This is a genomic window from Microbacterium barkeri (assembly GCF_027921765.1).
Classification (GTDB): domain Bacteria; phylum Actinomycetota; class Actinomycetes; order Actinomycetales; family Microbacteriaceae; genus Microbacterium; species Microbacterium barkeri.
Genome location: NZ_BSEJ01000001.1, coordinates 92653 through 115623, shown reverse-complemented (window position 1 = coordinate 115623; position 22971 = coordinate 92653). Strand labels below are relative to the sequence as shown.

Here is a 22971-nt window from a genome sequence, read left to right as displayed (position 1 = left end):
TATCCGCGCTCAGTAGACGTCGCGCACGTACCGGCGGTCCGCCGTCAGCTCCTTCTTGAACTGCAGGGCGTCGTCCTCGCCCAGGCCGCCGTGCACCCGCGCGATCTCCAGCAGCGCGTGGTCGACGTCCTTGGCCATCCGCTCGGCGTCGCCGCAGACGAAGACGCTCGCGCCCTCCTGGAGCCAGCGCCACAGCTCGGCGCCGTGCTCGCGCATGCGGTCCTGCACGTAGATCTTCTGACGCTGATCGCGCGAGAACGCGGTGTCGAGCCGGGTGAGGAAGCCGTCCTCGTGCATGCCGACGAGCTCGTCGCGGTAGTAGAAGTCCGTCGCCTCGTGCTGCTCGCCGAAGAACAGCCAGTTGCGCCCCGTGTGCCCGTCGGCGCGTCGGTCGTGGAGGAAGCCCCGGAAGGGCGCGATGCCCGTGCCAGGGCCGATCATGATCATGGGAGCGGCGGGGTCGGCCGGGGGCCGGAAGTGGGCCGAGCGCTGCAGGTAGATCGGCACGGCGCCCTCATGCGCCCGGTCGGCGAGGAAGGTCGAGCACACGCCGCCGCGCGCGCGGTCGTCGTCCGTGCGGAAGCGAACCACCGACACCGTCAGCTCGACGCGGCCGTGCCCCTCCTTCGGGCTCGACGAGATCGAGTACTGCCGCGGCGCGAGCCGCCCGAGCACCTCGACCCACTCCTCGGGAGCGGCCGTCACAGGAAACTCCCGCAGCAGGTCGGCCGCGTGCATGCCCCACAGGTGCTGCTCGAGGCGGTGCCGGCTGTCGCGGCGCAGGAGCGCGGCGAGCGTCGTGTCGCGATTGCGCTCGGACACGAAGGCGAGGAGGTCCGGCCCGATCCGGGTGATGTCGAACCGCGTGCGGAGCACGTGCTCGAAGAGCTGGTCCTGCCCGTCGACGTGCACCACGGCCGCCGGGTCGAGTCCGGCGGCGTCGAGCCAGTCGGCGACGACCTCGGGGGCGTTGTCGCACACCACGCCGAGCGCGTCGCCGGCCTCGTACGAGACGCCCGCCTCGGCGAGGTCGAACCCGATGCGCCGGACCTCCTTCTGCGAGCCGTCTCCGCTCAGCAGGACGTTGAGCGCGAGGGGCGCGCCGAGCGGGTTGCGTCGCGTGAACGGCGCCGCGGGAGCGGGTGCGGGCGCAGCGGGTGCCGCCGCCGGCGGCGCCTCGGCTCCCGCGATCGCGGAGAGCGCCCGCTCGAGCCACTGCGCCGCGGGGAGATCGTCGAACGGCTCGCAGTCCACGCGCTCGACGAGCGCGACCGCGCCCAGCTCGCGCAGGCGCTGGTCGATGCTGCGCCCGTGCCCGCAGAAGTCGTCGTAGGTCGAGTCGCCCATCGCGAGCACGGCGTACGGCAGGCCGTCCAGCCGGGGCGCGTCCTCTCCGCGCAGCTCATCCCAGAAGGCGGAGCCGTTGTCCGGCGGCCCCCCGGTGCCGAAGGTCGAAGTCACGACGAGGAGGCGCTCGACATCGGCCAGGTCCGCGGCGCGGAACGCGTCCATCCCGACGAGCCGCCCGCGCATGCCGCGCTCGGCGACGGCCGCGACGCACGCGTGCGCGAACTCCTCGGCGTTGCCCGTCTGCGACGCCCACAGCACGGTCACCTCGGGTCCCGTCGGCTCGGCGCGCGCCGCCGGGACGCGCGAGTAGACGCCCGCGAGCACCCCGTCGAACCATGCGCGCACGTCGTCGGAGAGCGGAGCCGTCGCGGGCAGCACCGGCACGAGCCCGGCCGGCGGCGGGGTCGAGGCCAGCCCCGAGAGGAAGCCGGCGAGGTAGACCTGCTCGGCGGGCGCTGGCTCGGGCGCCGCGACCGCGAAGGCCGGCAGGCCCGGCGCCGCGGTCGCCTCCGGCGCCGCGGTCGCCTCCGGCGCCGCGGGAGCGGCGGACGCGGCCGGCGCGATCCGGCGCACCGAGACCGCGGCGATCTTGAACTCGGGCTGGCGGGAGTCGGCGTCGACCGCGTCGCTCGTCACGGCGTTCACGGTGCGGTCCTCGCCGTGCTCGTCGTTCCAGTGGAACGGCGCGAACAGGCCGCCGGGGCGCACGCGGTCGGTGACGACCGCGGGCGCGACGAAGCGCCCGCGCCGCGACGCGACCTCGAGCTCGTCGCCGTCGCCGATCCCGAGGTCCTCGGCATCCGCGGGGTGGATCTCCACGAACGGGCCCGGATTCAGCCGGTTCAGCTTCGCGATCCGCCCGGTCTTCGTCATCGTGTGCCACTGGTGCTGGAGGCGTCCGGTGTTGAGCACGAAGGGGAACGCGTCGTCGGGCATCTCGGCGGGCGCGACATGCGGCCGCGGCAGGAACTGCGCGCGCCGCGACGGCGTCGGGAACGCCAGGCGCGGCGTGGTGCCGTCGGACGCCGTGTGCGGGCGCTGGCTCACGCCGTCGTTCAGGTAGCGGATCGGATGGCGGTCGGCGGCGTCCTCGGGAGGGCACGGCCACTGCACGGGCCCGCCGCGGAGCCGCGCGTAGTCGATGCCGCGCACATCCCACCCCGTCTGCGGGTTCCAGAACCGCCGGATCTCGTCGAAGACCTCTTCCGCCGACGCGAACGCGAACCCCCGCTCGTACCCCATCGCGCGTGCGACGTCGCAGATCGTCTGCCAGTCGGGCCGGGCATCGCCCGGCGCGTCCGCGACCGCCTGGACGAGCGTCAGCGTCCGGTCGGAGTTCACCGTCACGCCCTCCGACTCGACCCACAGCGTCGCCGGCAGGAGGATGTCGGCGTACGCGGCGGTCGCGGTCTGCGCGAACACGTCCTGCACGATCACGAGCTCGGCGGTCTCGAGTGCGCGGATGACCGTGTCGCGGTTCGCGACGGATGCGACCGGATTCGTGCAGATGATCCACGCGGCCTTGATCCGGCCATCCGCCATGTCGCGGTACATGTCGATCGTGCCCGTGCCCGACTCCGCGCGGATCGCGCCCGCCTCGAGCCCCCAGATCCCCTCCGCGAACGCGCGGTCCTCTGCGCTGAAGACCGCACGCTGTCCGGGGAGACCCGGCCCCATGTAGCCCATCTCGCGCCCGCCCATGGCGTTCGGCTGGCCCGTGAGGGAGAACGGGCCGCTGCCGGGACGGCAGATCGCGCCCGTAGCGAGGTGGAGGTTGCAGATGGCGTTCGTGCTCCACGTGCCGTGCGTCGACTGGTTGAGCCCCATCGTCCAGAGCGTCATCCACTCGCCCGCCTCCGCGATCCAGCGGGCGGCCATGCGGATGTCCTCCTCGGCGAGGCCCGTGATGCGCGCCACCGCGTCGGGCGGGTAGTCGGCCAGGAGGGGCGCCATCGCCTCCCACCCCTCGGTGTGCTCGGCGATGAACCGCTCGTCGATCGCGCCCTCCGCGACGAGCAGGTGCAGCAGGCCGTTGAGCAGGGCCAAGTCGGTCCCCGGCGCGATCTGGAGGAACAGGTCGGCCCGGTCGGCGGTGGCCGTGCGGCGCGGGTCGACGACGATGAGGCGCGCGCCCGCCTTCAGGCGGTCGGCCATCCGGAGGAAGAGGATCGGATGGCAGTCGGCCGTGTTCGATCCGATCACGAGGAAGAGGTCGGCGCGGTCGATGTCCTCGTACGAGCCGGGAGGCCCGTCCGCGCCGAGGGACTGCTTGTAGCCGGTCCCGGCGGAGGCCATGCACAGCCGCGAGTTCGACTCGATGTGGATCCCGCGGATCCACCCCTTGACGAGCTTGTTGGAGAGGTACTGCGCCTCCATCGACATCTGGCCCGAGACGTAGACCGCGACCGCGTCGGGCCCGTGCTCGTCGATGATCGCGCGCAGGCGTCGTCCCGCCTCCTCGATCGCGGTGTCCCGTGGCACGGGCACCGCGTCGGCGCCGCGCGAGGGCCGCAGCAGGGCCGTCGTCATGCGCCCGGGCGCCGCCATCAGCTCGGCGTGCGTGGCGCCCTTCGTGCAGAGACGGCCGCGGTTCGTCGGGTGCGCACGGTCGCCCGACACGGTCGCGACCGCCGCGCGGCCCGACGCGTCGGGTCGCGTCTCGACGACGATGCCGCAGCCCACGCCGCAGTAGGAGCAGACGGTGCGTGAGGGCATGCACCGATGATGCGGGAGGGAGGTTCCGCTCCCTTTCCCGCGCCGTTTCCCCGTCGTGACGTTCGCCGCACGGGCGGCGCAGGCCGATTGTGAGGCGCCGCGCGCGGCGCGCCTCAGGTCACTCCGACGCGGGCGCGCTCTCCGTCGAGGCGTCGTCGTCGGCGAGGTCCTCGAAGAGCCCTGCGGGCGGCGTGATCGCGATGCGCCCCGCGGCGATGTCGACCTCGGGGACGATGGCCGAGACGAACGGGACCATCACCTCGCGCTCGCCGGACTTCACGATGAGGAGATCCTGTGCGGGGAGGTGGTCGACGCGCGCCACGCGCCCGACCGAGGCGCCGTCGCGGACGACGTCGAGGCCCACGAGCTGGTGGTCGTACCACGCGTCCGGCTCGGGCTGCTCGGCGTCGTCGTCCTGGTCGATCCAGAGGATGGCGCGGACGAGGCTCTCCGCCTCGTCGCGGTCGTCGACGCCCTCGAAGAACACGACGGGGGCGGAGTTCATCCAGCGGAACTCGCGGACCGTGACGGAGCGGCCGTGCCACTTCGACTGCTCGGGCACCTGGAGGGCGAACGAGGCTCCCGGGACGAATCGTCCGTCGGGGTCGTCGGTGTACAGCTCGAGCTTGAGGGCGCCCTTGAGGCCGTGGGCCTTGAGGATGCGCCCGACGCGCAGCTGGTTCTTCGCGGAGCCGGACCGGTCGGCCATCAGTCGTCCGCCACGTCGACGCGCACGCGCCGTCCGTCGGCGAGCGCCGAGATCACGGTGCGAAGAGCCTTGGCCGTGCGGCCGCCGCGCCCGATGACGCGCCCCCGGTCATCCGCGTGGACGTGCACTTCGAGCACATCCCCCCGCGGCGACGACGAGGCGACGATCCTCACGTCGTCCGGGTGATCCACGATCCCCTTGACGACGTGCTCGAGCGCGGCAGCCAGCACGACGACTACTCTGCCGACTCGGCGTCGGCCTCGGCGGCGGGAGCCTCGGCGGGCTCCTCCGCCTTCTTCGGCGCCTGCGGCTTGACGACCGACTTCTTCGACGAGTCGGGCGCGTACGCGGCCTTCTCCTCGGCGGTCTTCAGCGTGCTCTTGGCGTCCTTGTCGCCCTTGAACGTGCCCCAGTCGCCCGTGATCTTGAGGATGGCGCGGACCTGCTCGGTGGGCTGAGCGCCCACGGAGAGCCAGTACTGCGCACGCTCCGAGTCGACCTCGATGAACGAGGGCTCCTCGGTCGGGTGGTACTTGCCGATCTCCTCGATCACGCGACCATCGCGCTTGGTGCGCGAGTCGGCGACGACGATGCGGTAGTAGGGCGCACGGATCTTGCCCAGGCGCTTGAGACGGATCTTGACAGCCACGATTCTCCTGTGTGGTGAAGAGGGATCGAACGTCGCCCTGCGCGTGGGGTGCACGCCGGCGGAAGCTCTGAGGGTGGTCCGGCTGCTGGATAGAGGGTCGAGCAGCTGGTCCGACCCTCCATTCTGCCAGATGACGCACCGAGGCGCGAACCATCCGCCACGCGAGTCGTCTGTGCGAGGCTGAGCGCATGACGCTGCGCTTCGCCCGCTCCGCCCGCTCGTCCGTGGGCGTCGAGTGGGAGCTCATGCTCGCCGATCGCGACAGCGGCGAGCTCGTCGGGCGCGGGCCCGAGATCGTCGACGCGCTCGCCGCGGCGACCGAGCGCGAGCGCTTCACGGTCACCGGCGAGCTCCTGACGAACACGGTCGAGGTGACCAGCGGCGTGGGCACGACGGTCGCCGAGGCCCTCGACGACATCTCCGCCGCCGTCGACGTCGTCCGCGCCCACACCGACCCGCTCGGCGTGGCGCTGCTGTCGGCGGGGAGCCATCCGTTCGCGCAGTGGTACGACCAGGCCGTCACCGACAAGACGCGCTACCACTCGCTCATCGAGCGCACGCAGTGGTGGGGGCGCAACATGATGATCTGGGGCGTGCACGTGCACGTCGGCGTTGAGGACGTCGCCAAGGTCATGCCGATCGTCGGCGCGCTCACGACGTTCCTCCCGCATTTCCAGGCCCTCTCCGCGTCGAGCCCGTTCTGGGCGGGCGAGCGCACGGGGTACGCCTCGAACCGGGCCCTCGTCTTCCAGCAGCTGCCAACCGCGGGGCTCCCCTGGCAGCTGGACGCGTGGTCGGACTTCGAGGGGTACGTCGACGACATGACGCGAGCGGGGGTCATGGCCGACGAGACCGAGGTCCGCTGGGACATCCGCCCGGCGCCGCGCTGGGGCACGGTCGAGGTGCGGGTGTGCGACGGGATGTCGACGGCCGCCGAGCTCGCTGCGGTCGCGGCATTCACCCAGACGCTCGTGGAGGCCTTCTCGCGCGCACTCGACTCCGGTCGGACCCCTCTCGTCCTGCAGCCCTGGTACGTGCGCGAGAACAAGTGGCGGGCCGCGCGGTACGGACTCGACGCGGACGTCGTCGTGGATCGGTCGGGCGCGCAGCGGCCGGTGCGGGACCATCTCGCAGAGGCGCTCGATGACCTGCTCCCCATCGCGGAGCAGCTCGGATGCGCGGCCGAGCTCGCGGGCATCGGCGACATGCTCGAGGGCGGAGCGAGCTACGCACGGCAGGCCGCGGTCGCCGAGGCGACGGGCGGAGACCTGCGCGCCGTCGTCGCGCACCTCATGGCGGAGTTCGCACAGGGGCGCGCACTCCCTCCCACCCCGCGGGGGTGATGCACGGGCGGCGGGTGCATTAGGGTAGCCTAAGCTCAGTACCCGACGCCCGAGGCTCCGGCCTCACGATGAAAGGCACCCCTGTGCGTTCCACACGTGCTGTCGCGCTCGCCGCGACCCTCACCGCCGCCGCCGCCCTGACGGCCTGCGCCTCCTCCTCAGCGACCACCGACCCCGACGCGGACGCGGGTTCGCCGGCCGAGGGCTCCTTCCCGGTCGAGATCGAGCACGCGCTCGGCACGACGACGATCGAGAGCGCGCCCGAGCGCGTCGCCGCGATCGGATGGGGCAACCACGACGCGGCCCTCGCCCTCGGCGTGGCCCCTGTGGGCGCCGACGACCAGACCTGGTCGTTCGACCAGAGCGACGGGCTCGGCCTCTACGAGTGGTCGCTCGACGCATACGAGGAGCTCGGCGCCGAGGAGCCGGTGATCTTCGACACGTCCGCCGGCATCGACTTCGAGGCGATCGCCGACACCGCGCCCGACGTGATCCTGGCCGCTCACTCCGGGATCACCGAGGACGACCACGCGACGCTCAGCGAGATCGCGCCGGTCGTCGCGTACCCGGACGTGCCCTGGTACACGCCGTGGCGCGAGACGATCCGCCTCGACGGCGCGGCCCTCGGGCTCGCCGACGAGGCCGAGGCCCTCATCGCCGACATCGACGAGCAGATCGCCGAGGCGACCGCGGACGCGGGCTTCGAGGGCAAGACAGCCGCATTCCTGTCGCTCAGCGCGGCCGACCTCTCCACCGGCTCCGTGTACGCCGCGGGCGACACGCGCGCCGCGTTCCTCGGCGACCTCGGCTTCGACACGCCGACCATCGTCGAGGAGGCCGGAGCCGACGGGTCGTTCTACGCCGACTTCAGCGCCGAGAACGTCGACCGGCTCTCCGACGTCGATGTGATCGTCGCGTACGGCGGCGACGACCTCCTCCCGGCTCTCCAGGCCGACCCGCTGTGGAGCACGATCCCCGCGGTCCAGAACGGCGCGGTCGTCGCCGTCGGCATGGGCGACGCCCTCTCCAGCGCGGTCTCGCCGACCGCCCTGTCCATCCCGTGGATGCTCGACGAGTACGTCGGGCTGCTGAGCGACGCGGCGGCGAAGGCCGAGTGACGCTCGCGGAGCACCGCACCGCCTCCGTCTCGAAGCCGGAGGCGGTGCGGCGCGTCGCCCTCGTCATCGGCGGCGTCCTCGCGATCGCCGTCGCCGCCGTCCTCTCGCTCGCGTTCGGCTCGCGGACGGTCGCCCTTCCGGAGATCCTCGAGGGCCTCGCGGCCTGGACGCGGGGGGAGGTCGCGCAGCAGCTCGGCGCGATCGCCGTGCAGGAGCGCATCCCCCGGACCGTGCTCGCGCTCGCCGCGGGGGCCGCTCTCGCGCTCTCCGGCGCTCTCATGCAGGCGGTCACGCGCAATCCCATCGCGGATCCGGGCATCCTCGGCGTCAACACCGGTGCCTCGCTGTTCGTGGTGTGCGGCATCGCCTTCCTCGGCATCTCGTCGACCTGGGCGTACCTCGGCCTCGCCCTCGCGGGTGCGAGCCTGGCCGCGGCGTTCGTCTACGTGATCGGCTCGATCGGCCCCGGCGGCGCGACGCCCATCAAGCTCGCGCTCGCCGGCGCGGCGACGACCGCCGCGCTGTCCTCGCTCGTGAGCGCCGTGCTGCTGCCGCGCGCGCAGGCGATGAACGAGTTCCGCTTCTGGCAGGTCGGCGGCGTGGGCGGCGCGAGCTGGGACACGATGGCCGTGATCGTGCCGCTGCTGGCCGCGGCTGCCCTCGTCGCCCTCCTCGCCTCGCCCGCACTCAACGCGCTCGCCCTCGGCGACGACGTGGCGGTCGGGCTCGGCGTCCGCGTCGGGCGCACCCGGGCCATCGCCGCCGCGGCCGGCGTCGTCCTGTGCGCGGGCGTCACGGCCATCGCAGGGCCCATCGCCTTCGTGGGCCTCATGGTGCCGCACGTCGTGCGTCTCCTGTCGGGCCCCGACCAGCGGTGGCTTCTCCCCCTCTCCGCCGTCGGCGGCGCCGTCCTCCTCACCCTCGCCGACACGATCGGCCGCGTGATCGGCTCGCCGGGCGAGGTCGAGGCCGGCATCGTCACCGCCTTCCTCGGCGCCCCCGTCCTCGTCCTCATCGCGCGGCGCACGCGCATAAAGGCCCTCTGACCGAAAGCCCGCCATGACCGTCCTCGCTCCCGCGCCCGCGACGCCCGACGTCGTCGAGCCGCTGCGCGCCGGCCGCCGGCGCCGCTCACGGCGCCGCACGATCGCCGTCGCCGTGCTCGCGGTGCTGCTCGTCGCCCTGTTCGGCGCGATGCTCATGCTCGGCCGCACGATCTACCCCGTGGGCGACGTCCTCGCCGTGATCCTCGGCGCGGATGTCCCCGGAGCGTCGTTCACGGTCGGCACGCTGCGCGTCCCGCGGGCCATCGCCGGGGCGCTCGCGGGGCTCGCGTTCGGCCTGGCCGGCTCGACCTTCCAGACTATGCTGCGCAATCCGCTCGCGAGCCCCGACGTGATCGGCATCACGTCGGGAGCGAGCGCCGCCGCGGTGGTCGCTCTCGTCGTCCTGCACTGGTCGGCCGGCGCGACGATGCTCCTCTCGCTCGTCGTGGGAGTCGGCACAGCCGCGGTCATCTACGCGACGGCCAGGGGCGGGGAGTCGACCGGCGGCCGGCTGATCCTCATCGGGATCGGCATCGGCGCGATGCTCGACTCGGTCGTGGCGTTCGTCATCTCGCGCGCGGCGGAGTGGGATGTCCCGGTCGCGATGCGCTGGCTCACCGGCAGTCTCAACGGCGTCAAGATGGACGACGTCGTGCCGCTCGCCGTCGCGGTCGCGATCCTCCTGCCCCTCGTGCTGCTCCTCTCGCGGGACCTGCGCGCGCTCGAGCTCGGCGACGCCTCGGCCACCGCGCTCGGCGTGCGCGTCGACCGCGCGCGCATCCTGCTCGTGCTCGCCGCCGTCGCGCTCGCGTGCTTCGCCACCGCCACCACGGGGCCCATCGCGTTCGTCGCGTTCCTGGCCGGGCCGATCGCCGCGCGCATCGTCGGCCCGGGCGCCTCGCTCGCCGTGCCGGCGGCCCTCGTGGGCGGCTGCCTCGTCCTCGGCGCCGACCTCCTCGGCCAGTTCGCGTTCGACACGAAGTTCCCCGTCGGCGTGATCACGGGCATCCTCGGCGCCCCCTATCTGCTCTTCCTCCTCGTCCGCACGAGCCGCCTCGGAGGTTCCTCATGACGGTGCAGCACACCCTCGAAGCACAGTCCCTCGTCGCCGGCTACGGCGGCCGCACGATCGTCGACGGCATCGACCTCGTCGTCCCCGCCGGGCGCATCAGCGTCATCGTGGGCGCCAACGCGTGCGGCAAGTCGACGCTGCTCAAGACCATCTCCCGGCTGATCCCCGCGCGCAGCGGCGGCGTCGTCCTCGACGGGCGCCGCATCGACGAGGTCCCCACCAAGCAGCTCGCGCGCACGCTGGGGCTCCTGCCCCAGCAGCCGATCGCGCCCGAGGGCATCGCCGTCGCCGACCTCGTCGGACGCGGCCGCCATCCGCACCAGAAGCTCTTCCGCTCGTGGACCGCCGAGGACGAGCGCGCGGTCGCCGAGGCGCTCGAGGCGACCGGCATCGCCGATCTCGCCGACCGGTCGGTCGACGAGCTGTCGGGCGGCCAGCGCCAGCGCGTGTGGATCGCCATGGCCCTCGCACAGCAGACGGGCATCCTCCTCCTCGACGAGCCCACGACCTTCCTCGACGTCACGCACCAGATCGAGGTGCTCGATCTGCTCACCGACCTCAACCGGCGCCGCGGGACGACCATCGTCATGGTGCTCCACGACATCAACCTCGCGGCCCGGTACGCCGACCACCTCTTCGCGCTCCGCGCCGGACGGCTCATCGCCTCGGGCGCACCCGGCGACGTCGTCACGAGCGAGCTCATCTCCGACGTGTTCGACCTCGACGCGCTCGTCATCACCGACCCGGTCTCGGGCACGCCCCTCGTGCTCCCCCGCGGCCGCCACCACGTGCTCCCCGCCGCGCTCACGGCCGAGCACTCCACCCCGACAGGAGTCTGACGTGTCCGACATGGAGTTCTTCCGCGTGTCCGTCGCGCGCATCGCCGACCTCACCCCCAGCTTCCGGCGCTTCACGTTCACGGGCGAGCAGCTGCACCGCTACGGCGACCCCGGCTTCGACCAGCGCATCAAGGTCGTCTTCCCGAGCGCGACGGCGTCGATCGACGACATGCCGACGGGCGAGGACTGGTACACGACCTGGCGAGAGCTCCCGGTCGATCGCCGTCCTCCGTTCCGGACCTACACGACGCGCGCCGTGCGCGGCGACCTCCGCGAGGTCGACGTCGACATGGTCGCGCACGACGTCTCGGGCCCTGCCTCGGCGTGGATCCAGAATGCGCAGGTGGGCGACGAGCTGCTCATCCTCGCGCCGACGGTCGAGCGCGAGGGCGTGAGCCTCGGCGTCGACTTCGTGCCGCCGGCCGAGGTCGAGCACGTCCTGCTCGCGGGAGACGAGACGGCCGCGCCCGCGATCGCGGTGATCCTCGAGCAGCTCCCCCGCACCGCGCGGGGCACGGTCGTCCTCGAGGTGCCGGACGACCGCGACGCCGCCTACCTGCCCGACCACCCCGGGTTCGCGGTGCACGTGACAGGGCGCGGCTCCCGACAGCGCAACGAGCACCTCGTGCAGACGGTGCGGGATGTCGCGCCCGCGCTGTGCGCGCCGGGCCGCGGCTCCGAGGTGGAGGAGATCGACGTCGACAGCGAGATCCTGTGGGACGTGCCGACGAGGAGGAAGGGCGCGACGGCGCTCCGGAGCGCTCCGCTCTACGCGTGGCTCGCGGGCGAATCCGCCGGCATCAAGACGCTGCGGCGTCACCTCGTGAGCGAGCACGGCGTCGACCGCCGCGCCGTGGCGTTCATGGGCTACTGGCGTCTCGGCCGATCCGAGATCTGACCGGGGGCGCCCTCAGCTCGCGTCGAGGAGGCGGTTCGCGAGGGCCTCGTCGAGCACGACGTCGGTGGCCAGCCCCGCGCCGAGCGCGGCGCGCAGGCTCGCGAGCTTGTGCGCGCCGGCGACCACGCACACGCGACGCGGCACGCGGCGCAGGCGGTCGAGCGTCGGACCCGTCGCGCGCGCGTTGAGCCGCACGTCGCGCCAGCTGCCGTCCGCCCGGAAGAACACCGTCGCGACGTCGCCGATGACGCGGTCCTCCGAGAGGCTCCGGTAGTCGTCCCGGTCGAGGTAGCCCCCGACGTAGACCCGGCTGGGGACCTCGGCGGACGGCGAGCCCAGGCTGAAGAGCGCGAGATCCATGCGCGCCTGCAGGTCGAGCACCCGCCGGGTGCTCCGCTCGCGCCACATCGCCTCACGCGTGGCCGGGTCGTCGAAGAACGCGGGCACCGGGAACTGCTGCACCTTCGCGCCGAACGCATGCCCGAACCGCTGCAGGATCTCGCTCGAGTACTCGACGCCGGTCGTCTGCGTGTTGCCCGCGCCGTTGAGCTGGACGACAGTCGTGTTGTGGGTCTCCTTCTGGGGGAGGTTGCGGCTCACGGCGCTCAGCGTCGATCCCCATGCGACGCCCACGATCATGTTCGAGTCGACGAACTGCGCCGTCAGACGCGCTGCCGTCATCGCGACGCGCTCGAGGCGATCGACCTCGCTCACGTTCGCGGGCACGGGCACGACGTGCGCGGCCACCCGGAACCGCTCGCTCACCCGCTGCTCGAGCATGCCCCCGCGCTCGAGCGGCGAGTTGATCCGGATGTCCACGAGCCCGATGTCCCGCGCGTGGCTCAGCAGGCGCGAGACCGACGAGCGCGAGGTGCCCAGCTCGCGTGCGATCGCCTCCATCGTGCGGTCCTGCATGTAGTAGAGCTGCGCGGCCTTGAGCGCCTGCACGAGCTTCGCATCCCGGGCTCCCGGCCTCTCCGCGTCCATTCCGCCACCTCTCCGCCGCGCCTTCGCTGCACATATGTGCAGTCGAGTTGTGCACTTGTGTCCTCGGGTCCGAGGCTATACCCGAACCGACACAGAAGAGAGGTCGACGATGATCGATTCCCGTCCTTCCGCCGAGCGCCCGTCCGTCGCGGCCGTCCGCGAGACCGGCCGCACGACGGTCCTCATCATCGGCGGCGGCATCAACGGCATCTCGACCTTCCGCGACCTCGCCCTGCAGGGCGTCGATGTCGTGCTCGTCGAGCGGGGCGACTTCGCCTCGGGAGCCTCCTCGGCGTCGAGCCACATGATCCACGGCGGCATCCGCTACCTCGAGAACGGCGAGTTCCGCCTCGTCCAGGAATCGGTCCAGGAGCGCAACGGACTCCTCAAGATCGCCCCGCACTACGTCAAGCCGCTCGAGACGACGATCCCGATCTACTCGACCTTCTCGGGCATCCTCTCGGCGCCCATGCGCTTCCTCACGCACCGATCGGGCAAGCCGCAGGAGCGCGGGGCCGCGCTCATCAAGATCGGCCTGACCATCTACGACACCTTCTCGCGCGACGGCGGCATGGTGCCGCGGCACCGCTTCCTCGGCCGCCGCAGGTCGCTCGAGGAGCTTCCCGCCCTCGACCCCAGGATCAAGTACACGGCGACGTACTTCGACGCGTCGATGCACGACCCCGAGCGCCTCGCGCTCGACGTCCTGCTCGACGGCATCGCGGCGCACCCGGGGGCGCAGGCGCTCAACTACGTCGAGGCGGTCGGCCGCACCGACGACGGCGTGATCGTGCGCGACCGGGAGACCGGCGAGACGTTCCCCATCGCGGCGGACGTCGTCGTGAACGCGTCGGGCCCGTGGACCGACCTCACGAACGAGGCGCTCGGCACCGAGACGCGCTTCATGGGCGGCACGAAGGGCTCGCACATCGTCCTCGATCACCCCGAGCTGCTCGCGGCGACCAAGGGGCGCGAGATCTTCTTCGAGCACTCGGACGGGCGCATCGTGCTCATCTACCCGCTCAAGGGCCGGGTGCTCGTGGGGACGACCGACATCGACGCCGACCCGAGCACGCCGGCGGTGTGCACCGAGGAGGAGGTCGACTACTTCTTCGACCTCATCCACCACGTCTTCCCCCAGATCGCCGTCGACCGCGGCCAGATCGTCTACCGCTTCGCGGGCATCCGCCCGCTCCCCCGCCACGAGGACACCGCACCCGGCTTTGTCTCGCGCGACTACCGGGTCGAGATCGACCGCTCGGGGCGCGTCCCGCTCCTCAGCCTCGTGGGCGGCAAGTGGACGACCTTCCGCGCGCTCGGCGAGTCGCTGTCGAACACGGTCCTCGACCTCCTCGGCCGCACCCGCACCGTCAAGACGGCCGGTCGCCCGATCGGCGGCGGCCGCGACTTCCCGCGCACGCCGGCCGACCGCCGGGCGTGGACCTCCGCGCACCTCGCCGGAGCGGGCGAGCGCGCCGACGCCCTTCTCACGCGGTACGGCACGCGCGCCGCGGCCGTCTGGGACTTCATCGCCCAGGGCGACGACGCGCCGCTCGCGCGCGGCGACCTCTCCACGCGCGAACTGGCGTGGATGGTGCAGGACGAGCACGTCGTCCACCTCGCCGACGTCGTGCTGCGCCGCACGAGCATCGCCTTCACGGGAGGCGCGGACGCGGACATCCTCGACGAGCTGGCCGACGCGCTCGCGCCGCTGCTCGGCTGGGACGCCGCTCGGCGCGATGATGAGGTCGAGCAGGCCCGCACGATCCTCAACGACTTCCACGGACTCACGATCCCCGACCGCACGCGTCACTGACGCACGGTCGCAGGGGCCTCCCTCCTCGGGGCCCCGACCGGAGACATCTCCGCTCACTCCCGTGCGACGGCAGAGGGGCCGCCGCACTCACGAAAGGTCGAAGAAGACATGAACGAAGTGAACCTCGGGCTCTACTTCCTGTCCGAGATGGTCGGAACGGGGATGCTGATCCTGCTCGGATGCGGCGTCGTCGCGAACGTCGTGCTCGCGAAGAACAAGGGCTTCGGCGGCGGCTTCCTGATGGTGAACTGGGGATGGGGCCTCGCGGTCTTCGCGGGCGTGCTCGCCTCCGCGTACTCCGGCGCGATCCTCAACCCCGCCGTCGGCATCGGCCTGCTCCTCGCGGGCAAGATCACCTTCACGATGTTCCTCGTGGCCACGGCCGCCGAGCTCGTCGGCGCGATCATCGGCGCTGTCCTGTGCTGGGCGGCCTACCGCCAGCACTTCGACGTCGAGGAGGACCCCGCGAACAAGCTGGGCGTGTTCTCGACGGGCCCCGCCATCCGCTCCTACGGCCACAACCTCATCACCGAGATCATCGGCACGTTCGTGCTCGTGTTCATCATCTTCGCGTTCGCCGACTACGGCGACATCGAGGTGGGCGTGCCCGGCGGCCTCGGCCCGCTCACGGCCCTGCCGGTCGCGCTGGTCGTCGTCAGCATCGGCGCCTCGCTCGGCGGCCCCACGGGCTACGCGATCAACCCGGCCCGCGATCTCGGCCCGCGCATCGCGCACGCCATCCTGCCCATCAAGGGCAAGGGCTCGAGCGACTGGGGCTACTCGTGGGTTCCCGTCGTGGGCCCGCTCATCGGCGGCGCGATCGCCGCCCTCGCCGCACCCGCGCTCCTCGGCCTCGCCGCCTGAGCACCCGCCATCCGCATCCGCGTTCAAAGGAGAATCACCATGGCCGACTACATCATCGCGATCGACCAGGGCACGACGTCGAGCCGCGCGATCATCTTCGACAAGAAGGGCAGCATCGTCGCGACCGGTCAGAAGGAGCACGAGCAGATCCTGCCGAAGGCCGGCTGGGTCGAGCATGACCCGATCGAGATCTGGCGCAACGTGCAGGAGGTCATCGGCCTCGCGCTGAGCCGCGCAGACCTCACCCGCCACGACATCGCGGCGGTGGGCATCACGAACCAGCGCGAGACGGCCGTCGTGTGGGACCGCACGACGGGCAAGCCGGTCTACAACGCGATCGTCTGGCAGGACACGCGCACGCAGGACATCGTCGACCGCCTGGCGGCCGACGGGGGCGGCGACCGGTTCAAGCAGGTGGTCGGCCTCCCGCTCGCCACCTACTTCTCCGGCACGAAGATCACGTGGATCCTCGAGAACGTCGAGGGCGCGCGCGAGAAGGCCGAGGCGGGCGACCTCGCGTTCGGCACGACCGACTCGTGGGTGCTCTGGAACCTCACCGGCGGGACGGACGGCGGCGTCCACGTCACCGACGTGACGAACGCGTCGCGCACGATGTTCATGGACCTCGAGACGCTCGAGTGGCGCGACGACATCCTCGAGGCGTTCGGCGTGCCGCGCTCGATGATGCCCGAGATCCGCTCGTCCTCCGAGGTCTACGGCGCGGCCGAGAGCTCGTCGCTCCTGCGCGAGACCCCCATCGCCGGCATCCTGGGCGACCAGCAGGCCGCGACGTTCGGCCAGGCCGCCTTCCAGAAGGGCGAGAGCAAGAACACCTACGGCACGGGCTGCTTCCTCATCTTCAACACGGGCGAGGACATCGTCCACTCGAAGAACGGGCTCCTCACGACCGTCGGCTACAAGCTCGGCGACGGCCCGACGCACTACGCCCTGGAGGGCTCGATCGCGGTCACGGGCTCGCTCATCCAGTGGCTGCGGGATCAGCTCGGGATCATCCAGACGGCGCCCGAGGTCGAGGAGCTCGCGCGCCAGGTCGAGGACAACGGCGGCGTGTACATCGTCCCCGCGTTCTCGGGCCTGTTCGCTCCGTACTGGCGGCCGGATGCGCGCGGTGCGATCGTGGGCCTGACCCGCTACGCGAACCGGAACCACATCGCGCGCGCCGCCCTCGAGGCCGTGGCGTACCAGACGCGCGACGTGCTCGACGCCGTGAACGCCGACGCGGGCGTGGACCTCACCGAGCTCAAGGTCGACGGCGGCATGGTCGCCAACGACGCGCTCATGCAGTTCCAGGCCGATGTCCTCGGCGTGCCGGTCGTCCGCCCCGTCGTCGCCGAGACGACGGCGCTCGGCGCTGCCTACGCCGCGGGCCTCGCCGTGGGCTTCTGGAACGGCCTCGACGACCTGTCCGCGAACTGGCAGGAGGACAAGCGCTGGGAGCCGACGATGGAGGAGGGCGAGCGCGACCGCCTGCTGCGGCAGTGGCGCAAGGCCGTCACGAAGTCGATGGACTGGGTCGACGACGACGTCGCGTGACCTGTGCGCACGGCGGGCCCGGAGGAGCGATCCTCCGGGCCCGACGTCGCGTCAGGGCAGCAGGCTCTCGCCCAGGGGCGACGGGTTGACGGCGACCTCCCATCGGAAGCCGTCGGGGTCGGCGAAGTAGCCGGAGTAGCCGCCCCACTCGCGCTGCTGCGCCGCGAGGACGGCCGTCGCGCCGGCGGTCCGCGCCTGCGCGAGCACGGCGTCGACCTGCGCGGGCTCGGCGACGTTGTGCGCGAGCGTGACCGGCGGTGTGCCTCCGCGGGTGACCGCGCCGATCTCCTCCTCGGCGTGAGCGCGATCCCAGAGTCACACGATGAGCGGCAGGAGCGCACGCGCCGCCGCGCGCGGGGCGCGGGCGTCCCACGCGACGTGCTCGGCGCGCACCGGACCGTCGCTCACGGGCACCGCCGCGATCGCCCGGTCGTCCATCGGGACGACCCCCGGCGGCAGGAGCGTGACCGCGAGGCCCGCGGCCGCGAGGCCGCGCAGATGATCGGCCGTGCCCGCCTCGAACGCGACGTCGCGCGCGATGCCGGCCGACGCGAACGCATGATCGGACTGCTCCCGCCCTGAGGTGCCGGAGGGGAAGTCGGCGAAGACCGCGTCCGCGAGGTCGGCGAGCGAGAGGATCTCGCGGGACGCGAGCGGATGGCCGCCCGGCAGCACCGCGACCAGGGCCTCCCGTGCGAGCACCCGCGAGGCGACACCCTCGGGCACGAGGCCGTCCCGCAGGCCGAGGAGGGCGACGTCGAGCGCGCCCGCGCGCACGGCGGGCACCATCTCGTCGCTGTTGCCCATCCGCAGCTCGACGCGCACGTGCGGATGCTCCGCGCGGAAGCGCCCGAGCACCGCCGGGACGTCGACGGCCGTGACCGTCGGGATGACGCCCATGCGCAGCGTCCCGCGCACCTCTCCGGCGGCCGACGCGGCCTCCTCCCTGGCGCGGTCGGCTGCGAGGAGCGCCTCGCGCGCGTGCGCCGCGAACGCCTCGCCCGCCTCCGTCACGCGCACCGCCCTGCTCGTCCGCGCGAACAGGCGCGTCCCGATCTCGCGCTCGAGCGCAGCGATCTGGTGACTGAGGGCCGACTGCGTCACGTGGCAGCGCGCCGCGGCGCGCGTGAACCCGCCCTCCTCGATCACGGCGACGACGTAGCGCATCTGCTGGAGCTCCATGCACCCATGATCCCGCTTCATCATTCAGATGAGAAGGATGCGTTGGACTCATCTCCCGCGCGGGGCGGAGGCTGGAGCCATGAGCGCTCCCGTCACCGTCCTCCTCACCGCCCTCGCGCCGATCGCGTGGGGCACGACCTACATCGTGACGAGCGAGCTCCTGCCGCCAGAGCATCCCCTCTTCGCGGCGCTCCTGCGCGCCCTGCCCGCGGGGCTCCTCGCGCTCGCGATCGGCCGCGCGCTGCCCCGCGGCGTCTGGTGGGCTCGCGCCGCGCTCCTGGGCGCGCTGAACATCGGCGCGTTCTTCCCGCTGCTCTTCCTCGCGGCCGAGCGCCTTCCCGGCGGCGTCGCCGCGGCCGTCGGCGGCGCGCAGCCGGTCATCGTCGTGCTCCTGTCGGCCGTGGTGCTGCGCACTCCGGTGCGCCCGCGGCCGCTCGCGATCGGCGCGGCCGGCGCGGTGGGCGTGGCGCTCGTCGTCCTCGGGCCGAGCGCCGCTCTCGATCCGATCGGCGTCGCCGCGGCCATCGGCGGGACCGCCTCGATGGCGCTCGGGCTCGTCCTCACGAAGCGCTGGGGGCGCCCCGAGGGCGTGGGCGCGATCTCCTACGCCGGCTGGCAGCTGACGGCGGGCGGTCTCGTCCTGCTGCCGGCCGTGCTCGCCGTCGAGGGCGTCCCCGCGCGCATCGACGGCGCTGCGGTCGCCGGGTACGTCTGGCTCGCGACGGCGGGCGGCATCGTCGCGTACACCCTGTGGTTCCGCGGGATCCAGCGGCTGCCGGCATTCGCCGCGGGGCTGCTCGGCCTGCTCTCGCCCGTGGTAGCGACGCTCATCGGCGTCGCCGTGCTCGGCGAGACCTTCACGCCCGTGCAGGCGGCGGGGATCGCGCTCGCTCTCGGCGCGCTCATCATCGGCCAGGTGCCCGCGCGGCGCGCCCAGGTCGTGGGCGGGGCCTGACTCAGCCCTTGCCGAAGAGCTTCTGGATCTCCGCGAGATCGGCCTCGCTCGGCGCCGGCGCGCCCGCGCCGAGACCGAAGCCCGAGCCGCTGGGCGCGGGCGCCGCCGGCAGAGCGGCGTTCTCGGCGGCGCGCTTGGCCGGGTTGCCCGAGCGCGACCCCTGGCCCTTCTTGCCCTTCTTGCCGCGCTTGGCGGAGGCGCCCGGCCGGCCCATGCCGGGCATCGCGCCCATGCCGGGGATGCTCGGGGTGCCGCCGCGGGCGACGGTCTTCATCATCTTCGCCGCCTGCTCGAAGCGGTTCACGAGCTGGTTGACGTCGGTGACCGTCACGCCGGAGCCCTTCGCGATGCGGAGGCGGCGGGAGCCGTTGAGGATCTTCGTGTTCGCGCGCTCCGCGGGCGTCATCGAGCGGATGATCGCCTCGGTGCGGTCGATCTCGCGCTCGTCGAAGTCCTCGAGCTGCTGCTTCATCTGGCCCATGCCCGGGAGCATCCCGAGCATCTTCTTCATCGACCCCATCTTCTTCAGCTGCTGCATCTGCTGCAGGAAGTCGTCGAGGGTGAACTGGTCGGTCGCGAACTTCTCGGCGACCTTCCGCGCCTCCTCCTCGTCGAACGCCTGCTGGGCCTGCTCGATGAGGGTGAGGATGTCGCCGAGGTCGAGGATGCGGCTCGCCATGCGGTCGGGGTGGAAGTCCTCGAGGTCGTCGAGGCCCTCGCCGGTCGACGCGAAGATGATCGGGCGCCCGGTCACCGACGCGACCGAGAGCGCCGCGCCGCCTCGCGCGTCGCCGTCGAGCTTCGACAGCACGACGCCGGTGAAGTCCACGCCGTCCTGGAAGGCCTTCGCGGTGTTGACCGCATCCTGTCCGATCATCGCGTCGATGACGAAGAGCACCTCGTCGGGCTGCGTCGCGCGGCGGATGTCGGAGGCCTGCTTCATGAGCTCGGCGTCGACGCCGAGACGGCCGGCGGTGTCGATGATCACGACGTCGTGCAGCTGACGGCGCGCGTGCTCGACGCCGTCGCGCGCGACCCGCACGGGGTCGCCGACGCCGTTGCCGGGCTCGGGCGCGTAGATCGCGGCCCCCGCGCGCTCGGCGACGACCTGGAGCTGGTTCACGGCGTTGGGGCGCTGCAGGTCGGCGGCGATGAGGAGCGGCGTGTGGCCGTCCTTCTCGAGCCGCTTGGCGAGCTTGCCGGCGAAGGTCGTCTTGCCCGAGCCCTGCAGGCCCGCGAGCATGATGACCGTCGGCGGGTTCTTCGCGAACGCCAGACGGCGCTGCTCGCCGCCGAGGATGCCCACCAGCTCCTCGTTGACGATCTGCACGACCTGCTGCGCGGGATTGAGCGCCCGGTTGACGTCGTCGCCCAGCGCGCGCTCGCGCACGCGGCCCGTGAACTCCTTGACCACCTGCAGCGCGACATCCGCATCGAGGAGTGCGCGGCGGATCTCGCGCACGGTCCCGTCGACGTCCGCGGGCGAGAGCTTGCCCTTCGTGCGGAGGTTGCGGAAGGTGTCGGTGAGGCGCTCGGAGAGCGTGCCGAAAGTAGCCATGATGGGTCGATTTTACCCGGCGCCGGACGTCGCCGCGCGCGGCGGGTCGGCGGGGACGGAGCCGAGCGCCTCCGCGACGACGTCGCCGAGAGAGCGCGCTCCGGGCCCGACGTGCGCCCAGTGACGCAGCGCGCTCATCACGGCCCCCGCGTACGCGGCTCCGAGCACGTCGGCCGGGATGGACGCGCGACCGGCGTGCCGCAGCGCGGCGGCGACGGTCGCGGCGATCCGCGCCATCCGCACCGCCGACTCGCGCTCGAGGTCCGCTGCGATGCCCATGGCGTCGGCGTTCGCGATCGCGAGGGCGAGCGCGTCGGGCCGCAGCCCGTCGGCGAAGGCGCGCAGCGCCTCGACGATCGCGGGCCCGTCGACGCCCGGAGCATCCAGCGCGCGCTCGAGGGCCGCGGCGCGCTCGTCGAAGCCGGCCCACAGGAGCGCCGACTTCGACGACGCGTAGTTGAAGAAGCTGGAGCGGCTCACGCCCGCGCGGTTCGCGATGTCGGCGATCGACGTCGCATCGAAGCCCTGCTCGAGGAAGAGCTCGCACGCGGCCTCGGCGAGCATCTCGAGCGAGGACGCGCGCGGTCGCCCCGCTCCCCTCGTCCTGGCCATCCGTTCCAGGCTAGCCGCCGTCAGACCGCCTGGGCGAAGCCGAGGTCGGCCGACGCCGCGATGTGCGCGAGGTGCTCGGGGATCTCCCGCCCCTTCGAGATCATCGACTGCGCCCAGAGGCGCCCGGCACGGTACGACGACCGCACGAGCGGACCCGCGAGCACGCCGAGGAACCCGATGCGCTCCGCCTCCTCCTTGAACCCGATGAACTCCTCGGGCTTGACCCAGCGGTGCACGGGGAGGTGACGCGGCGACGGCCGCAGGTACTGCGTGATCGTGATGATGTCGCAGCCCGCGTCGTGGAGGTCCTGCAGCGCCTGGACCACCTCGTGCGGCTCCTCGCCCATGCCGAGGATGAGGTTCGACTTCGTGATGAGCCCGGCGGCGCGCGCCTGCGTGAGGACGTCGAGCGAGCGCTCGTAGCGGAACGCCGGCCGGATCCGTTTGAAGATGCGCGGCACCGTCTCGACGTTGTGCGCGAACACCTCGGGGCGCGCGTCGAAGATCTGCCCCAGGAGCGCGGGATCCGCATTGTGCTCGTTCGCGAGGAGCTCGACGCCCGTGTTCGGGTTGAGCTCGTGGATCTTCCGCACGGTCTCGGCGTTGAGCCACGCGCCCGTGTCGGGCAGGTCGTCGCGGGCCACGCTCGTCACCGTCGCGTAGCGCAGGCCCATCCGCTGGACGCTCTCCGCGACGCGGCGCGGCTCGTCGGTGTCGTACTCGGCCGGCTTCCCCGTGTCGATCTGGCAGAAGTCGCAGCGGCGGGTGCACTGCGAGCCGCCGATGAGGAAGGTCGCCTCGCGGTCCTCCCAGCACTCGAAGATGTTGGGGCATCCCGCCTCCTGGCACACCGTGTGCAGGTCCTCGCTCTTCACGAGCGAGTGGAGCGCCTGGTACTCGGGGCCCAGCTTGGCTGTCGTCTTGATCCAGGACGGCTTGCGCTCGATCGGCGTCTGCGCGTTGCGCACCTCGAGCCGCAGCAGGCGGCGTCCGTCGGGAGCGGCGCTCACGCGGTCACCTCCGCGTCCTCGGCGGCGAAGGCCGACACGACCGAGTCGACGACGTCGGCGGGCGAGATGATCCGGCCGGCGTGCGAGCTCATCGTCGTCACCCCCGCATCGGTGATGCCGCAGGGGATGATGCCGCCGAACCCCTCGAGCGTGTTGTCGCAGTTGATCGCGAAGCCGTGCATCGACACGCCCTGCGCGACGCGCACGCCGATCGCGGCGACCTTCTCCTCGCGGAGCACGCCCTGCACCCACACGCCGCTGCGGCCGTCGACCTGGAACCCCTCCACACCGTGCTCGGCGAGCACGCCGATGAGGATCCGCTCGAGCCGCCGCACGTGGTCGACGACGGCGAACCGCTCGGGCAGGCGGAGGATCGGGTAGCCGACCAGCTGGCCGGGCCCGTGCCAGGTGATCTTGCCGCCGCGGTCGACGTCGACGACGGGGGTGCCGTCCTGAGGGCGCTCGTGCGGCTCGGTGCGCTTGCCCGCCGTGTACACGGCCTCGTGCTCGAGCAGGATGAGCGTGTCGGAGCGCTCGCCGGCGACCACGTCGGCGTGGATGCGGCGCTGCAGGGACCAGCCCTCCAGATAGGGAACGTAGTCGGGCGCGAGCCCCGCCAGCAGGACGTCCATCACGGCGCCTCCTCCTCGGTGTTTCTGGATCCCGTCCAACAATACCCGCCGCCGCGCGCCGG

21 protein-coding genes are annotated in these 22971 nt (G+C 72.5%); 10 read left to right on the top strand and 11 right to left on the bottom strand.

The annotated features are described in order from the left end of the window. Positions 1 to 9: 9 nt before the first annotated feature. The 4 genes from PKE79_RS00590 to rpsP all read right to left on the bottom strand — a co-directional run bounded on the left by PKE79_RS00590 (position 10) and on the right by rpsP (position 5423). Entirely contained in the window at positions 10 to 4065 is a 4056-nt protein-coding gene (locus PKE79_RS00590) for a bifunctional nitrate reductase/sulfite reductase flavoprotein subunit alpha (RefSeq protein ID WP_271171721.1), read from the bottom strand. A 118-nt stretch (positions 4066 to 4183) separates the two neighbouring features. Next, on the bottom strand, positions 4184 to 4774 hold the full coding sequence (gene rimM / locus PKE79_RS00585) for a ribosome maturation factor RimM (RefSeq protein WP_271171720.1): 591 nt from the start codon (positions 4772 to 4774) through the stop codon (positions 4184 to 4186). After that, positions 4774 to 5004 (bottom strand): RNA-binding protein, encoded by a 231-nt coding sequence (locus tag PKE79_RS00580; RefSeq protein ID WP_271171719.1) that lies wholly within the window; start codon positions 5002 to 5004, stop codon positions 4774 to 4776. The genes rimM and PKE79_RS00580 overlap by 1 nt, the downstream gene beginning before the upstream one ends. 5 nt (positions 5005 to 5009) lie before the next feature. Beyond that, positions 5010 to 5423, bottom strand: coding sequence for a 30S ribosomal protein S16 (gene rpsP, locus PKE79_RS00575; RefSeq protein ID WP_271171718.1), 414 nt, complete (start codon positions 5421 to 5423; stop codon positions 5010 to 5012). 188 nt (positions 5424 to 5611) lie between these two features. Between rpsP and PKE79_RS00570 the strand changes: the two genes are divergently transcribed. From PKE79_RS00570 to PKE79_RS00545, 6 genes are all read left to right on the top strand, one after another. Then, a complete protein-coding gene (locus PKE79_RS00570) occupies positions 5612 to 6766 on the top strand; it encodes a glutamate--cysteine ligase (protein ID WP_271171717.1) in 1155 nt (384 codons plus the stop codon). An 83-nt stretch (positions 6767 to 6849) separates the two neighbouring features. Further along, positions 6850 to 7884, top strand: a complete 1035-nt coding sequence (locus PKE79_RS00565) for an iron-siderophore ABC transporter substrate-binding protein (protein ID WP_271171716.1) — start codon at positions 6850 to 6852, stop codon at positions 7882 to 7884. Beyond that, a complete protein-coding gene (locus tag PKE79_RS00560; protein WP_271171715.1) occupies positions 7881 to 8930 on the top strand; it encodes a FecCD family ABC transporter permease in 1050 nt (349 codons plus the stop codon). The genes PKE79_RS00565 and PKE79_RS00560 overlap by 4 nt, the downstream gene beginning before the upstream one ends. A gap of 13 nt (positions 8931 to 8943) precedes the next feature. Beyond that, a complete protein-coding gene (locus tag PKE79_RS00555; RefSeq protein ID WP_271171714.1) occupies positions 8944 to 10002 on the top strand; it encodes a FecCD family ABC transporter permease in 1059 nt (352 codons plus the stop codon). Next, positions 9999 to 10841, top strand: a complete 843-nt coding sequence (locus tag PKE79_RS00550) for an ABC transporter ATP-binding protein (protein ID WP_271171713.1) — start codon at positions 9999 to 10001, stop codon at positions 10839 to 10841. Before PKE79_RS00555 ends, PKE79_RS00550 begins: the two co-directional genes overlap by 4 nt. A gap of 10 nt (positions 10842 to 10851) precedes the next feature. Beyond that, positions 10852 to 11739: a siderophore-interacting protein gene (locus tag PKE79_RS00545; protein WP_271172175.1), complete on the top strand. Its 888-nt coding sequence runs from the start codon at positions 10852 to 10854 to the stop codon at positions 11737 to 11739. Positions 11740 to 11751: 12 nt separating this feature from the next. Here the strand turns inward: PKE79_RS00545 and PKE79_RS00540 are convergent, their stop codons facing one another. Then, on the bottom strand, positions 11752 to 12726 hold the full coding sequence (locus PKE79_RS00540; protein WP_271171712.1) for a sugar-binding transcriptional regulator: 975 nt from the start codon (positions 12724 to 12726) through the stop codon (positions 11752 to 11754). A gap of 109 nt (positions 12727 to 12835) precedes the next feature. Here PKE79_RS00540 and PKE79_RS00535 point away from each other — a divergent pair, with 109 nt between their 5' ends. The 3 genes from PKE79_RS00535 (at position 12836) to glpK (ending at position 16960) form a co-directional block, all read left to right on the top strand. After that, positions 12836 to 14542: a glycerol-3-phosphate dehydrogenase/oxidase gene (locus PKE79_RS00535; protein WP_271171711.1), complete on the top strand. Its 1707-nt coding sequence runs from the start codon at positions 12836 to 12838 to the stop codon at positions 14540 to 14542. A 108-nt stretch (positions 14543 to 14650) separates the two neighbouring features. Then, entirely contained in the window at positions 14651 to 15406 is a 756-nt protein-coding gene (locus PKE79_RS00530; RefSeq protein WP_271171710.1) for an MIP/aquaporin family protein, read from the top strand. Positions 15407 to 15445: 39 nt separating this feature from the next. Continuing rightward, positions 15446 to 16960 carry a glycerol kinase GlpK gene (gene glpK / locus PKE79_RS00525; RefSeq protein WP_271171709.1) on the top strand — a complete coding sequence of 505 codons (1515 nt, stop codon included), beginning with the start codon at positions 15446 to 15448 and terminating at the stop codon, positions 16958 to 16960. 51 nt (positions 16961 to 17011) lie between these two features. On the opposite strand, the gene PKE79_RS00520 is transcribed toward glpK, so the two are convergent. Next, on the bottom strand, positions 17012 to 17245 hold the full coding sequence (locus tag PKE79_RS00520; protein ID WP_369015237.1) for a VOC family protein: 234 nt from the start codon (positions 17243 to 17245) through the stop codon (positions 17012 to 17014). 30 nt (positions 17246 to 17275) lie between these two features. Next, the gene (locus tag PKE79_RS00515; RefSeq protein ID WP_271171707.1) at positions 17276 to 18142 is read right to left on the bottom strand and encodes a LysR family transcriptional regulator; all 867 of its coding nucleotides are present in this window, start codon (positions 18140 to 18142) and stop codon (positions 17276 to 17278) included. Between the two features lie 79 nt (positions 18143 to 18221). Here PKE79_RS00515 and PKE79_RS00510 point away from each other — a divergent pair, with 79 nt between their 5' ends. Beyond that, positions 18222 to 19097, top strand: coding sequence for an EamA family transporter (locus PKE79_RS00510; protein WP_271171706.1), 876 nt, complete (start codon positions 18222 to 18224; stop codon positions 19095 to 19097). Position 19098: 1 nt separating this feature from the next. Here the strand turns inward: PKE79_RS00510 and ffh are convergent, their stop codons facing one another. Genes ffh through lipB form a run of 4 tightly spaced genes read right to left on the bottom strand, consistent with a single transcriptional unit; the run spans position 19099 to position 22912 of the window. After that, a complete protein-coding gene (gene ffh, locus PKE79_RS00505; RefSeq protein ID WP_271171705.1) occupies positions 19099 to 20655 on the bottom strand; it encodes a signal recognition particle protein in 1557 nt (518 codons plus the stop codon). Between the two features lie 12 nt (positions 20656 to 20667). Next, positions 20668 to 21267: a TetR/AcrR family transcriptional regulator gene (locus PKE79_RS00500; protein WP_271171704.1), complete on the bottom strand. Its 600-nt coding sequence runs from the start codon at positions 21265 to 21267 to the stop codon at positions 20668 to 20670. Positions 21268 to 21287: 20 nt separating this feature from the next. After that, positions 21288 to 22277 (bottom strand): lipoyl synthase, encoded by a 990-nt coding sequence (gene lipA / locus PKE79_RS00495; protein WP_271171703.1) that lies wholly within the window; start codon positions 22275 to 22277, stop codon positions 21288 to 21290. After that, positions 22274 to 22912 (bottom strand): lipoyl(octanoyl) transferase LipB, encoded by a 639-nt coding sequence (lipB, locus tag PKE79_RS00490; RefSeq protein WP_271171702.1) that lies wholly within the window; start codon positions 22910 to 22912, stop codon positions 22274 to 22276. The genes lipA and lipB overlap by 4 nt, the downstream gene beginning before the upstream one ends. Positions 22913 to 22971 lie beyond the last annotated feature (59 nt).